At 64.2% G+C, this 13,927-nt stretch carries 11 protein-coding genes; 3 read left to right on the top strand and 8 right to left on the bottom strand.

The features are described 5' to 3' along the window. The 3 genes from FFS45_RS40400 to FFS45_RS40390 all read left to right on the top strand — a co-directional run. Positions 1-306: biopolymer transporter ExbD (locus FFS45_RS40400; protein ID WP_137960195.1), on the top strand; the 306-nt coding region annotated here is incomplete at its 5' end. A gap of 16 nt (positions 307-322) precedes the next feature. Then, positions 323-1,525 carry a tetratricopeptide repeat protein gene (locus tag FFS45_RS40395; RefSeq protein WP_137960194.1) on the top strand — a complete coding sequence of 401 codons (1,203 nt, stop codon included), beginning with the start codon at positions 323-325 and terminating at the stop codon, positions 1,523-1,525. Positions 1,526-1,859: 334 nt separating this feature from the next. Then, complete coding sequence (locus FFS45_RS40390) at positions 1,860-3,236, top strand: Fic family protein (protein WP_137960193.1); 1,377 nt, start codon at positions 1,860-1,862, stop codon at positions 3,234-3,236. Positions 3,237-3,285: 49 nt separating this feature from the next. On the opposite strand, the gene FFS45_RS40385 is transcribed toward FFS45_RS40390, so the two are convergent. The 8 genes from FFS45_RS40385 to FFS45_RS40350 form a co-directional block, all read right to left on the bottom strand. Next, on the bottom strand, positions 3,286-6,489 hold the full coding sequence (locus FFS45_RS40385) for a multidrug efflux RND transporter permease subunit (RefSeq protein WP_137960192.1): 3,204 nt from the start codon (positions 6,487-6,489) through the stop codon (positions 3,286-3,288). A 12-nt stretch (positions 6,490-6,501) separates the two neighbouring features. After that, entirely contained in the window at positions 6,502-7,056 is a 555-nt protein-coding gene (locus tag FFS45_RS40380; RefSeq protein ID WP_137960191.1) for a GNAT family N-acetyltransferase, read from the bottom strand. Next, on the bottom strand, positions 7,031-7,603 hold the full coding sequence (locus FFS45_RS40375) for a GNAT family N-acetyltransferase (protein WP_137960190.1): 573 nt from the start codon (positions 7,601-7,603) through the stop codon (positions 7,031-7,033). Before FFS45_RS40375 ends, FFS45_RS40380 begins: the two co-directional genes overlap by 26 nt. Before the next feature lie 4 nt (positions 7,604-7,607). Next, on the bottom strand, positions 7,608-8,969 hold the full coding sequence (locus tag FFS45_RS40370; protein ID WP_137960196.1) for a TldD/PmbA family protein: 1,362 nt from the start codon (positions 8,967-8,969) through the stop codon (positions 7,608-7,610). Beyond that, the gene (locus FFS45_RS40365) at positions 8,969-10,402 is read right to left on the bottom strand and encodes a TldD/PmbA family protein (RefSeq protein ID WP_137960189.1); all 1,434 of its coding nucleotides are present in this window, start codon (positions 10,400-10,402) and stop codon (positions 8,969-8,971) included. Before FFS45_RS40365 ends, FFS45_RS40370 begins: the two co-directional genes overlap by 1 nt. After that, positions 10,399-12,030 (bottom strand): dipeptide ABC transporter ATP-binding protein, encoded by a 1,632-nt coding sequence (locus FFS45_RS40360; RefSeq protein ID WP_137960188.1) that lies wholly within the window; start codon positions 12,028-12,030, stop codon positions 10,399-10,401. Before FFS45_RS40360 ends, FFS45_RS40365 begins: the two co-directional genes overlap by 4 nt. Further along, the gene (locus FFS45_RS40355) at positions 12,030-13,142 is read right to left on the bottom strand and encodes an ABC transporter permease (protein ID WP_137960187.1); all 1,113 of its coding nucleotides are present in this window, start codon (positions 13,140-13,142) and stop codon (positions 12,030-12,032) included. Before FFS45_RS40355 ends, FFS45_RS40360 begins: the two co-directional genes overlap by 1 nt. Next, positions 13,096-13,927, bottom strand: an 832-nt coding sequence (locus FFS45_RS40350; protein WP_137960186.1) for an ABC transporter permease subunit, incomplete at its 5' end; no start/stop codon positions are given. The genes FFS45_RS40355 and FFS45_RS40350, both read right to left, overlap by 47 nt.

Raw genomic sequence — 13,927 nt, 5'->3', positions numbered from 1 at the left:
CAGACGCACGCCATCAAGATGAACCTGCCGGTGGGCAACCCGCCGCCGCCGCTCACGCAGCCGGAGGTGGTGCAGATCGACATCGACTTTGACGGCACGATGATGTGGAACGGTACGGTGGTGCCCGACCAGGCTGCGCTGGATGCGAAGCTTGCGCAGGTGGCGGCCGAGCCGGTGCAGGCCGAGATCCATCTGCTGCCGAACAAGCTGGTGCCGTACAAGGATGTGGCTGCCGTGCTGGCTGCGGCGCAGCGCATTGGCGCCACCAAGATCGGGCTGATCGGCAACGAGCAGTACATGCAATAAGGAAGTGGGAGTGCTAATGATCCATCAAAGGTTCAAGCGTGCCGTGATTGCGGCCGCTTTCGGGGGGCTCTCTGCCCTCGCCATGCTGCCGGCCGCCTCGCATGCCGCCGACACGCTGCGCCCCGAAGTGGCCAAGCCGCTCAACGCGGCACAGGATTCGTACCGGGCTCACAAGTATCAGGACGCACTGGCGAAGATCGCCCAGGCTGACGCCGTGCCGAACAAGACGCCCTATGAAACCTATATGGTCGAAGAGATGCGCGGCGCTGCGGCGGCTGCAGCGGGCGACTCCGGTACCGCAGCCAAGGCCTACGAGACGCTGCTCGCGTCCGGCAAGCTGACCGGTGCAGACGAGCAGCGCACCACCGCTGCTCTTGCCGGCATCTACTTCCAGGAAAAGAACTACCCGCTCGCGATCAAGACCGCGCAGCGTTACCGCAAAGCCGGCGGCACGGACCCGGACATGCAGACCTTGCTGATCCAGTCCTACTACCTGTCGAACGATTGCTCGAGCGTGGTGAGCCTGCTCAAGCCGACCGTGGACGCACAGGCACGCGCCGGCCATGCGCCGGACGAGTCGCAGTTGCAGTTGCTTGGCACCTGCGCGCAGAAGTCCAACGACTCGGTCACCTATCGCGGTGCGCTCGAAAAGCTGGTGGCCTTCCATCCGAAGCAGTCGTACTGGGATGACCTGTTCTCGGCGATCCGCAACAAGCCGGGTTATGCGTCGAACCTGGATGTCGACACCTATCGTCTGCGCCGTGCTACCGGTTCGTTGACGACGGCTGACGACTATATGCAGATGACGCAGCTCTCGATCATTGAGGGCACCCCGGCAGAGGGCAAGCAGGTGATCGATCAGGGCTTCTCCTCCGGCGTGCTCGGTCACGATGCCGGTGCAGACCGCGAAAAGCGTCTGCAGGCGCTGGCGGCAAAGCGGGCAACCAGCACGGTCGACAGCAACGGCGTGCCGATTCCGCCGTTCGACCTGGCCTTCAATCAGGTGTTCGCGGGCCAGGCTCAGCAGGGGCTGGCGGCAATGGAAGCGCTGATCGCCAAGGGTGGCTTGCCGCATCCGGATCAAGCGCAACTGCATCTGGGCGAGGCGTATTTCATCGCCGGTCAGAAGGCCAAGGCGATCCAGGCATTCAAGGCGGTCAAGGGCGACGATGGTTCGGCTGACCTTGCCCGTTTGTGGATTCTGGTGGCGTCGAAGTAAGCTCAGTTTTTTCGCTGATCACGCTGTATCTCGCGCCGCACGCTGGACTCTCGAAGTCCCGGTTTGCGGCGCGATTCTTTTGCACTCCCCTACTCCGGCTGTTTTCCTGATCACTTGCTGTTCCAGGACGCCCGCTGAGGTCGAGCGCGCTCGGTTCGCAGTGCCTCACTCACGCCCGCTTAGACCAATCTCAGGTCATTTTTTGGATCTTGAACCATTCTTAGCTCATTCTTGAGTCATTCTTGGTTCATTTTTCGATCATTTTGACCTAAGATTGACTCAAGATCCAATCTTGGGTCATTTTGGCCCCTCCAAGCGACTGGCGACGAACGATATGGCGAAGCGCGAACTCTACGACAGCATCCTTAACTATCTGGCCGAACAGCGGGATGCGGGGCATCACCCGGTCTCCAGGGCAGATATCGCCACGGCGCTCGGCGCATCGCCCTCGACGGTCTTGCGCTATCTGGCTCGGCTCAAGGCCGACGGTAAGGCCGAACAATCGGGCAGCACCTCGTCGTCGCGCTGGGGTCTGCCGTCCGCCTCCAAGGGCGCCACGGTGGTGGAGGCCCGGCCCGCTGACGTCGTCACACCCAAGGCGTCGCCGTCATGGTCAGCGCGCGCCCTGGACCTGCTCACGGTACTCAAGTCCCCCCTCGGCGCCCGCAAGGCGGTGACCTACCAGCGCAGCTTCGTCGACGATTACAAACCGAACCAGACCTTCCTGCTGTCCGAGTCGCTAGCGAACGACCTCTTCAAGGAAGGACGGATGCATGGGCAACAGCCGGCGGGAACCTACGCACGAAACGTTATCGCCCCGTTGCTGATCGATCTGTCGTTCTCGTCGTCGCGGCTCGAAGGCAACCGGTACACGCGACTCGATACCGAAGTGCTGTTCCGCTCCGGCCACGCCAACCCACACGACAAGGACGCGATCATGCTGCTCAATCACAAGCGCGCGATCGAATTCCTGATCGACGAGGTGCCGTTATATGGACTGACCGTCATGGTGGTGCGAAATATTCATACGCTGCTGATGCAGGGTCTTCTTCATGACGAGGATGCACTCGGCGCGATTCGCCAAAAGATCGTGAACATTAGCAATACGGTCTACGTACCGGCGCATATGCCTTCGTTACTGGAAGAAATGCTTGGCATCATCGTCGCGAAGGCACGGGATATCAAGAATCCCATCGAGGCGGCCTTTTTCCTCTGGGTGAATCTCGCCTATCTGCAGCCCTTCGAGGACGGCAACAAGCGAACCAGCCGCTTAAGCGCAAACATCCCGCTTCTGATGTACAACTGCGCGCCACTCAGTTTTCTCGACGTGACGGACGAGGACTATAGCGCGGCCAAGATCGGCGTCTACGAGCAGCTGGACACCAGCGCGGCCGCGGATCTGTTCGCGTGGACGTATCGCCGCTCGATCGAAAAATATGCGGTGCAGGTCCAGGCAGCGGGCCTGCCCGATCTTTTTCGCGCGACCCACCGGGACGCGATCAACGAACTGGTGAGCCGCGTCGTCCGCGACCGCCACCCGCTCGGGCAAGCGATCGCCGAATTCGGCCTCTCGCAAGAGGACGCCGAGCGGCTCACCGAAACCGTGAAAGGAGACATCGCGCGCCTCGGTGAGCATAACTTTGCCCGCTACCGTTTGACCCTGCGGGAATTGACGCGTTGGCTGGAAGCCGGCCGGCCGCTGAGCGAATAAAGCGGCGCGCTGCCTGCTGCCCGTCACGCGAGCCGGCAGCGCACCCCACTCACTTACTCGACTCCATCTCCCGATCCGAGCGGGCCGGATCGGGCTTACGTTCGCCCGGTCTGCGCTCCGGCGGCGCAGCAGAGCGCCCACGCCGGCCCTGCACAACCGACACCACCGCATGAAACGCCACCGGCGCGAACACCAGCCCGAGCAGCGTCGCCGCCAGCACCCCGCCGAACACGCCGGTGCCGATCGACTGGCGGCTCTCGGCGCCGGCCCCGCCCGACACCACCAGCGGCGCCACGCCCAGCAAGAACGCCGCCGATGTCATCACAATCGGCCGGAAACGCGCACTGGCAGCGTCGATCACCGCGCGCGTCAACGGCAAGCCGCGTGCGTGCAGATCGCGCGCGAACTGCACGATCAGAATCGCGTTCTTCGCCGACAGGCCGATCACCGTAATCATGCCCACCTTGAAGTACACGTCGTTCGGCATGCCGCGCAGCAGCACCGCCGAAACCGCGCCAATCACACCGAGCGGCACAACCATTAGCACCGCGAACGGAATCGTCCAGCTTTCATACAGCGCCGCCAGCGCCATGAACACCGCCAGCAGCGACAAGCCGATCAGAAGCGGCGTCTGCTTCTCCGCCACGGTCTCCTCGCGCGCCGCATCCACCCAGTCGTACGTCACGCCTACCGGCAGTGCTGCGGCCAGCCGCTCCATCTCGGCCATCGCCGCACCCGAACTGAAACCGCGCGCAGCACGCCCGCTCACGTCGAGCGACGGATAGCCGTTGTAGCGGCTGAGCGCCACCGGCCCCACGGTCCATTTGCGCGACGCGATGGCCGACAGCGGCACCAGGGTGCCCTGCGAATTCAACACGGACAGGGCCATCAGGTCGTCGTCGGTCATGCGCGTGCTCGCGTCACCCTCTATCACCACACGGCGCATCCGGCCGTTGGCCGGAAAGTCGTCGATGTAGGTCGAGCCGAAGGTGCTGCCGAGCAGGTCGGAAATCTTGTCGAACGAGACACCGAGCGCGTATGCCTTGGCCCGGTCGATGGTCAGCTCGATACGCGGTGCATCGGGCAGGTCCTCGGAGTGGACGTCGGCGAGCACCGGGTCCACCTTGGCCTTGGCGAACAGTTGCTCGCGCGCCGCTTTCAGTCCATCGAGCCCTACCCCGCCACGGTCTTCCAGACGGAACACAAAGCCATCCGAGTGACCGACGCCCGGCACGGACGGCGGCAACTGCGCGTCCACCTGGCCGTCGAGGATCGTCGAGAACTCGCCGTTCAACTGGTCCTGCAATTGCATCGCACTGAGCTTGCGCTTGTCCCAGTCCTTCAGCTCGACGAAGGCCATGCCGACATTCTGGCCGGTGCCCTGGAAGCTCCAGCCGATCAGGCTCGTCACGTGGGCGATCTCGGCATGCCGGTGCAGGATCTGCTCGACGCGCTTGACCACCGCCAGCGTACGCGCCTGGGTCGAACCGGCCGGCAGCTGGATCATCACCTGCAGTTGCCCCTGATCCTCGGTCGGCAGAAAGCCGCCCGGCATCTGCCAGTAGAGCAGCCCGCAGATGCCCACCAGCACGGCGTACACGGCGAGCACCCGGCCCACGCGGCGCACGGTGCGGTTGGTGAGCCAGCGGTAGCCCTGCGAGGCGCGCTCGAAGCCATCGGCGAACCGGGATGCGCCCCGCGCGAAGAGACCACGCAGGCCGCGCCGGACCTCGCGCTGATGCGGCGTGGTGCCGGTCGGCTTCAGCAGGTTGGCGCACAGCGCCGGCGTGAGCGAAAGCGCCATGAAGGAGGACACCAGCATCGACGCGATCATGGCTACCGAAAACTGCCGGTAGATGCCGCCCACGCTGCCCGGGAAGAACGCCATCGGCACGAACACCGCCGTCAGCACTGCGGTCACGCCCACAATCGCGCTGCCGATCTGCGACATCGCCTTGCGGGTCGCCTCGCGCGGCGGCAAGCCCTCCTCCTCCATCACGCGGTGCACGCTCTCGACCACCACGATGGCATCGTCGACCAGAATCCCGATTGCCAGCACCAGGCCGAACATCGTGAACACGTTGATCGACAGGCCGAACACCCACATCGCCAGGAACGCGCCCATCAGCGTGACCGGAATCACCACCGTCGGCACCAGCGTATAGCGCAGGTCGCGCAGAAACAGCCACATCACGAAGAACACCAGCACCACGGCTTCGATCAGCGTGTACACCACCTCACGGATCGCGATCTGCACGAAGTGCGCGCTGTCGAACGGAATTTCGACCTGCACGCCCGGCGGCAAGCTCCTGGACAGCTCGGCGAGGCGCGCGCGGATCGCGTTCGAGGTTTCCAGCGCATTGCCGCGCGGTCCGAGCTGAATCCCGACCGTGGCTGACGAACGGCCGTTCAGGCGCGACCAGAACGAGTAATCGTCGCGGCCCAGTTCGACCCGCGCCACATCGCGCAGACGCACCGCTGAGCCGTCCGCCTTGGCCTTCAGCACGATCTGGCTGAATTCCTCGGGCGACACCAGTTGCCCCCTGACGCTCACCGAGGCGACCAGTTGCTGGCCCGGCACCGACGGCGCGTCGCCGAGCGTGCCGGCCGTCACCGAGGCGTTCTGCGCCGTGATCGCGGCATTCACGTCGCCCGCGGAAAGGCCGTATTCGCGCAGCTTCATCGGATCGAGCCAGATCCGCAGCGCCTCGTCGGAATCCCACAACTCGGCCGAACCGACGCCAGGCGCGCGCTTCAGCTCGCGCATGATGTAGCGGTTGAGGTAGTTGCTGAGCTCGGTCGAGTCGCGCGTGCCGTCGCTGGAGGTCAGCGCCACCAGCATCAGGAAGGTGTTCGCCGCCTTGAACACGCTGATGCCGTTCTGCACGACCTGCTGCGGCAGGCGCGGCTCGACCTGCTTCAGGCGGTTCTGCACGTCCACCATCGCAATGTCGGGATTGGTGGCGGGCGAGAAGGTCGCGTCGATTTCCAGGTTACCCTGGCCGTCGCTGCTGGTCTCGTAGTACAGCATGCCGTCGGCGCCATCGAGGCTTTCCTCGATGATGCTGCCCACGTCGCCGTCGACCACCTCGGTGGCGGCGCCGGGATAGCTCGCGATGATCACGATGCGCGGCGGCGAGAGGCGCGGATACTGGGCGACAGGCAGTTGCGGAATGGCGAGCGCCCCCGCCACCATGATGGCGAGTGCGACAATCCAGGCGAAGACCGGTCGGTCGATGAAAAATGAGGGCACGCAGGCTTCCTGTCAGTGCTGCACGAAGGACGGTGCGTCGACGAGACGCGCCATGTGCAAGACATCGGCCAGCACGCCGTCGCGCATCGCGTAACCGCGCGAGCGTCCTTCTTCGACGAACCCGAAGCGGCGATACAACGCGATGGCCGCGGCATTGTCCGTGAACACCGTCAGTTCGAGACGGCGCAAACCGAGCGAGAGATCCGCGCACTCCACCAGCGCCGCAAGCAGCGCCGTGCCGACACCGCGCCCCTGGAAAGCATCGTGCACGCTAATGCCGAGGAGCGCGCTATGCGCGCGGCGCGGCGGTGCGATCTCGAGGCCGGCATGGCCAACCACCTGAGCGTCGAGCTCCGCACACAGGTTGATGCTGCCCTTCGGCAATCCGGCAAACCATGCCGCCATGGCTTCCGTGGTGCGATAGCCGTTCCCCAGCGTGCCCCGGCGCACACCCGGCTGATTCATGATGCCAGCGATCGCCTCCATGTCCGACGCTTCGCTGGCGCGCACGGTGATGCGCTGTATGACCTCTGCTGCTCTCTCAAACCTCTCGCTGCTCGTATTCATTATTTTGGTCCGTTGCGAATGGCGCCGGCTCGCGAAACCGCGCCATGAAGTAGCAATCGATCAGCACGCCGTCGCGCAATGACGCGCCACGCTGCCGTGCTTCTACTTCGAAACCGTGCTTCCGGTACAACGCAATGGCCGGCTCGTTGTCGGCGAACACATAAAGTTCGACGCGCCGCAGGCCGAGCCAGTTGTCGGCCAGATCCAGCATTTCGGCGACCAAAGCATTGCCGATGCCGCGGCCGTGCCATGCCTCATGCACGCCGAGGGCGATTTTCGCCGTATGGGCGCGCCGCACCTTGCCGGGCGACAGTACTCCGAAGCCGACCAGTATATCGCCGACCACGGCCGCGATGGCGACCTGCGGCGAAGCTATTCCCTTAATCCACTCGCGCGTCTTTTCGAGGGTCGGATAAGGCGCGCTTGGGTTGCCGTGCAGCATGGCGGGCTGCTGCTCCAGCGCGTGGAGCTGTTCGGCGTCCGCTACGCGCAAGGCGCGTAGCGTCAGGCTTTCGGGAATCGATGTTGTTGTTATGTTTTTAGCCATCCGCTTAAAGCGTCAGTTCGAAGGAGCGCGCGAGCACCCCAGGCAAGTGCATGCCGCCGGTGCCCCGTTCGCCCCAGGTGGAGTCGCTCAGCAGCAGTTCGGGCTGGGCGGTGAGCCGTTCGAGCTGGTCGCCGAGCAGCCGGTACATGCTGTCGTCAAAGCGCATTGCCTCGACCGGTGCGACGATCTTGCCCTGCTCCACCCAGAAAGTCGCGAAGCGCGTCATGCCGGTCAGGCGGCAGTTCATCCGGTCAGAGAAATTCACGTACCAGAGGTTGCCGATATAAAGACCGGTATCGAGTTGCGCCAGCACGTCGTCTTCCGCGAGGTCGCCGCCTTCCATCGATAGCGCGACCGGTGCTTCGGAGTCCAGCGCACCGTTGGGCTGCAAGCCGTACTCGCGGGCGCTGCGGGCATTGGTCAGGCGTTCCATGCTGCGGCCGTCCTGAATCAGCGGCACGCTCGCGCGCAGATAGCCGTCCTCGTTGAAGCCTGGCGTGATGCCGAGGCTGAGGTCTTCGGTCAAAGTGACGCGCGGATCGAGCGCCACCTCGCCGGTGTGCAGCTTGAAGAGCGAGCTGCGCGAGGTGGCCTGGGCACGCGCGGAAAAGCCGCCCCACGAGGTCACGCCCAGCAGTTCTTCGAGCGCGGACGGCGCCAGATACGAACGGTAGCGCCCCGGCGACAGCGCGCGCGGTGTCAGCGCAAGCACCGGCAAGCGTGCCGCGGCCTGTTCGACCTTGCGGGCAAAGACCGCGTCGCTCCAGTGGTCGCCGGCGTAAGTCGTCTTGATAGCGCGGCCGCTCGGGTCGTACAGCGACCAGCTAAAGCTGAAATTGGCGACTTCGTACCAGCCGCGGCTGCCCTTGCTCGACGCGAAGCCGCGCACCAGCGTGCCACCGGCATAAAAGCCCACGAAATCGAGGCCCTTCGCGCATTCGGCGACGGTGCGCACCAGCGCTTGCGGCTCCGCCACCTTGCCGGCGCGGCGCGTCGAGCGCTCCCACTGCGACTTGTCGAACAGCAAGTGCGGATCGTCCGGGGCGTCGCGCAGCCCTTCGCGCAGCGTGGCAAGCGCGCGGCTCACCTCCTGCAGGTCGGCTTCGGCGTCGCCGCAGACAGTCAGCGTCGAATACGCCTGGCGCGCGCCGTCGATCAGGCGCAGCGTCAGCTTGCCTTGCGAGACGCTGCCGATCTGCCGCACCTTGCCCGCGTTGAAGCGGATGAAATCGGATTGCTCGGCCGAAAACGACGTCAGCGTGATTTCGCCGCCCTGCTGCGCATGCTCCACCGCATCGGCGAGCAGCAGGAAATGACGATGCCAGTCCACCGGGGACGCACCTTGCAACGTGATGAAGTCGCTCATCATGCGCCTCCGAACACGTCGACATTGCTGAACACACAGGCGGGCGAGGCATGGCCCACGCGGATAATCTGCGCCGGCTCGCCTTTGCCGCACATCGGCGTGCCGTACACCTGGCGGGTACTCGCGTTGCCGACAGCGGACAGGCTGCGCCAGAAGTTCGCCGAGATGCCGCGATAGTTCGGCTGCTTCACGACCTGGGTGAGCTTGCCGTTTTCGATCAGTTGGCCAAACTCGCAGCCGAACTGAAACTTGTTGCGATGGTCGTCGATCGACCACGACGTGTTGGTGCGCATCAAAATACCGTGTTCGATATTGGCGATCATCTCGTCGAGCGACTGGTCGCCCGGTTCGATATTCAGGTTCGCCATCCGGTCGATCGGCGGCCGGTTCCAGTTCGAGGCGCGTGAATTCGCCACCCCCGGCAACTGCGCGCGCTGTTGCGAGAGCGCGCCGCCGAGCGGCCGCTCCAGCAGGCCGTCGCGGATCAGGTAGTGTTTCTGCGCGGGTGTGCCGTCGTCGTCGAACGCGTAGGACGCCGCTTCTTCGCGCAGTTCCGGATCGAACGTCACGTTGAGCAATCCGGAGCCGTACTGGTAGCTGCCGAACATCTCCGGTTTCACGAAGCTCCAGCCGGCGAAGTTGCGCTCGTCGCCGAGAATGCGGTCCAGCTCCAGCGGATGACCGATCGACTCGTGGATCTGCAGCATCATCTGGTCCGGCATCAGCAGCAGATCGCGCTTGCCCGACGGGCAGTTCGGCGCGCCCAGCAATTGCAGCGCTTCGTGAGCCACGCGTGCGCCGGCGCCGTCGAAACCGTAGCGCGCCAGCACTTCGAGGCCACCTTGTGCGAGCGTGCCGTAGCTGCCGAGCGAGCGTACCTGCGTGTCGCCGTTGGCATGCGCGGCGACGCTCAGGTGCGGCATCACAAAGCGGAACTGCTGGTCGATGCGCACGCCGTCGCCAGTCATATAAAGCTGGTCAGTGTGCGTAATCTGCACGCCTGCGGTGCGTTCGACGATGCGCGGGTCGATATTGGCCGCCGCGCACTCGTGCGCCAGCCGCTCGAGCCAGTCGCGCCGGTTCGGCAAGGCATGTCCGGCGTTCGGCGAGACATAATTGCCGCTCGTCGCCGGACGCGCGATCTCGCGGTGATCGATCAGCGAGAGCGCCGCGCTCGCCCTGGCACGCGCCGTGGCAATGTCGAGCGCGGCCTGCAGGCCTGCCGCGGACAGATTGGCGGTGGCCGCATAGCCGGCGCCGGCGCCGACGTAGGCGATCAGCATCGCGCCGCGGTCGCGCACCGTGCGCAGCGGCTGCGCCACGTCGTCACGCACTTCGTGATCGTCGATCGTTTCGTCGACGATGCGCAGCGACCAGAAATCCGCCTCGCCTTTCAGCGTGCGGGCGGCTTGCGCCCACCGTTCATCAATCATGCAATTTTCTCTTGGGAAGCAGACACGGGCGTCATCATGGAAGACGCCAGCAACGACTGGGTGTAAGGATGCGACGGAGCATGCAGCACCTCCATCGTATCCCCAGCTTCGACAATGCGGCCCGACTTCATGACGATCACACGATGCGCCATCGCCTTCATCACCGCGAGATCGTGGGTGATGAAGAGGTAGCTCAGCTGATACTTTTTCTGCAACTTGGTAAGCAGATTCAGCACCTGTTTCTGGATCGACACGTCGAGCGCGCTGGTCGGCTCGTCGAGCACCAGCAACTCGGGCTCGACGGCGAGCGCACGGGCAATCGCAATGCGCTGCCGCTGGCCGCCCGAGAACTCGTGCGGATAGCGCAGCATCGATTCTACCGGCATGCCGACTTCTTCGAGCAGCGCGCCGACGCGGTCGCGCCGTGTTCTGGCGTCGATGTCGGGACGATGCACGGCCAAGCCCTCGCCGATGATCTGTTCGACCGTCATACGCGGCGACAGCGAGCCGAACGGGTCCTGAAACACCACCTGCATGCGCGAGTACAGCGCGCGCTTTTCACGGCCGTTCTTCAGCGACGACAACGGCAGACCGTCAATCTCGATCTGGCCCTGGGCGGCGTGCTGCAAGCCGAGCACCGTCGCGGCGAGCGTCGATTTGCCCGACCCCGATTCGCCGACGATGCCGAGCGTCTCACCGCGCCGCAAGGTCAGATCCACATCGTGCACGGCGCGGAAGGTCGATTTGCCGAAGATCGAGCGCAGACCTTTGCCCGACACGTGGTAGTCGACGGCGAGGCCCTTCACGTCGAGAATGCGGCGGGCGTCCTTCTCGACCTCATCCACGCAACGCTGCGGCTCGCTGTCGAGCAGGCGCTTCGTATACGGATGCTGCGGATTCGAGAACAGCGCTTCAGTGGTGTTGGTTTCGACCAGCACGCCCTTTTCCATCACCGCGACCCGCTGCGCGAAGCGCTTGACCAGATTCAGGTCGTGGGTAATCAGCAGCACGGCCATGCCGCGTTCGGCCGCTTCCTGTTCCTGCAATTCGATCAGCAGATCGACGATCTGCTGGCGCACCGTGACGTCGAGTGCGGTAGTCGGCTCGTCGGCCAGCAGGAGACGCGGCCGGCAGGCGAGCGCCATGGCGATCATCGCGCGCTGGCGCTGGCCGCCCGACAACTGGTGCGGAAAGCTGTCGATCCGGCGTTCCGGCTCGGGAATGCCGGTGCGGCGCAGCAGTTCGATGCCGCGCTCGCGCGCCGCATTCGGGCGCATGCCTTCGTGCAGCCGCAGGCTTTCGGCAATCTGCCGGCCGACCGTATACAGCGGATTGAGCGCCGTCATCGGCTCCTGGAACACCATTGCCACATCTGCGCCGCGAATCCCGCGCATCTGCTGCTCGGTCTTCTGCAGCAGGTCTTCGCCGTCGAGCAGCATGCGCCCGCTCAGTTGCGCATCGCTCACGAGGCGCAGGATCGACAGCGCGGTCACGCTCTTACCCGAACCCGATTCGCCGACCAGCGCGACGCGCTCGCCGCGTGCAATCGACAGGCTCAGTTCCTGCACCGCCACTTTCTCGCCGAAGCGCACCGAGAAGCGGTCAATTTCCAGCAAAGGCTTGCTCATTACTTACCACCCCCAAATGCCGAGCCGCGCATGCGTGTATCGAGCGCGTTGCGCAATGCGTCGCCCATGAAGGTCAGCAGCAGCAGCGTGATCACCAGCGCCGAGAATGCCGAAATCGAAATCCACCATGCATCCAGGTTGTTCTTGCCTTCGGCGAGCAGCTCGCCCAGGCTCGGCGTCGGCGGCGGAACGCCCAGGCCGAGGAAGTCGAGACTGGTGAGCGAGAGGATCGCCGCGCTCATGCGGAACGGCAGGAACGTGATCACCGGCGTCAGGCTGTTAGGCAGCACGTGCTTCCACATGATCTGCCAGTTCGACAGACCCATGGTGCGGGCCGCCTTCACATAGTCGAGCGAACGGTTGCGCAGGAATTCGGCGCGCACGTAGTCCGACAGCACCAGCCAGCCGAACATCGAGAGCAGGATAAACAGCAGCCACAGCGTCGGTTCGAAAATGGAAGCGAAGATGATCAGCAGGTACAGGTCCGGCATCGAGCTCCAGATTTCGATCAGGCGCTGCCCGATCAGGTCGGTGCGTCCGCCGTAGAAGCCTTGCACCGCGCCCGTGAGCACGCCGATCACTACACCCGAGATCGTCAGCGCGAACGCCATCAGCACCGAGAGGCGGAAGCCGTACAGCAGGCGCGACAGCACATCGCGGCCGAACTGGTCGGTGCCGAGCCAGTTGCTCGACGACGGCGGCGCCGGATACGGATGCGCCGCGAAATAGTCGATCGTGTCGTAGTGGTAGTGATTCGGCGGATACAGCGCAAAGTTGCCGTTACCCTGGATGCGCGAACGGATGTACGGGTCCAGGTAATTGGTCTTCGCCGGGAAGTCGCCGCCGAACAGCGTCTCCGGATAGTCCTTGACGATCGGAAAGTAGTAATGGCCGTCGTAGCGCACGATCAGCGGCCGGTCGTTGGCGAGCACTTCGCCGAACAGGCTGACCACGAACAGCGCCGCGAAAATCAGCAGGCTCCAGTAACCGAGACGCTGGCTCTTGAAGCGCAGCCACGTACGCCGCCACGGCGAGACCGACGCGACGAGCGTGACCGCCGCCGGGTCAGCGGCCCAGGCGGTTGAATTGGATGCGGGGGTCGACGAGGACATAGCAGACGTCAGCAATAAGTTTGGTTACAAGACCGATCAGCGTGAACAGGAAGAGCGAACCGAGCACGACGGGATAATCGCGGCGGATCACCGAGTCGTAGGACAGTTGGCCCATGCCGTCGAGCGAGAACAGGGTTTCGATCAGCAGGTTGCCGTTCAGGAAGGCGCCCACGAAAGCGGCGGGCAGACCCGTCAGCAGCGGAATCGCGGCGTTGCGCAGCACGTGCTTCCACAGCACGTCGCGCTCCGGCGCCCCTTTGGCTCTTGCGGTCAGCACGTATTGCCGGCCAATCTCCTCGAGGAAGGTGTTTTTCGTCAGGATGGTGACGATAGCGAAGTTGCCGACCACCGATGCGGTGACAGGCAAGACAATGTGCCACAGGTAATCGAGCACCTTGCCGAACACGCTCAGGTCCTGGAAGTTATCCGAGGTCAGACCGCGCATCGGGAACACCTGCCAGAACGTGCCGCCGCCGAACAGCATCAGCAGCAGCACGCCCAGCACGAAGCCTGGAATCGCGTAGCCGGCCAGCACCAGCACGCTCGTCACGGTGTCGAAACGGGAGCCGTTGCGCACTGCTTTCGCAATGCCCAACGGCACCGATATCAGGTAGGTGAGCATCACCGTCCATAAGCCGAGCGTGATCGAGACAGGCAGCTTGGATTTGATCACGGCCCACACGCTATCGTGCTGATAGTAGGACTGCCCGAGATTGAAGGTCGCGTAGTTCTTCATCATCAGGAAGTAACGCTGTCTCGTAGACACATCTGACGCTGCCGACGAC

Origin of the sequence: Burkholderia sp. 4M9327F10, assembly GCF_005503145.1 — a bacterium.
In the GTDB taxonomy this organism is placed as follows: Bacteria; Pseudomonadota; Gammaproteobacteria; order Burkholderiales; family Burkholderiaceae; genus Paraburkholderia.
This window is presented reverse-complemented; position numbering and strand designations above follow the sequence as displayed.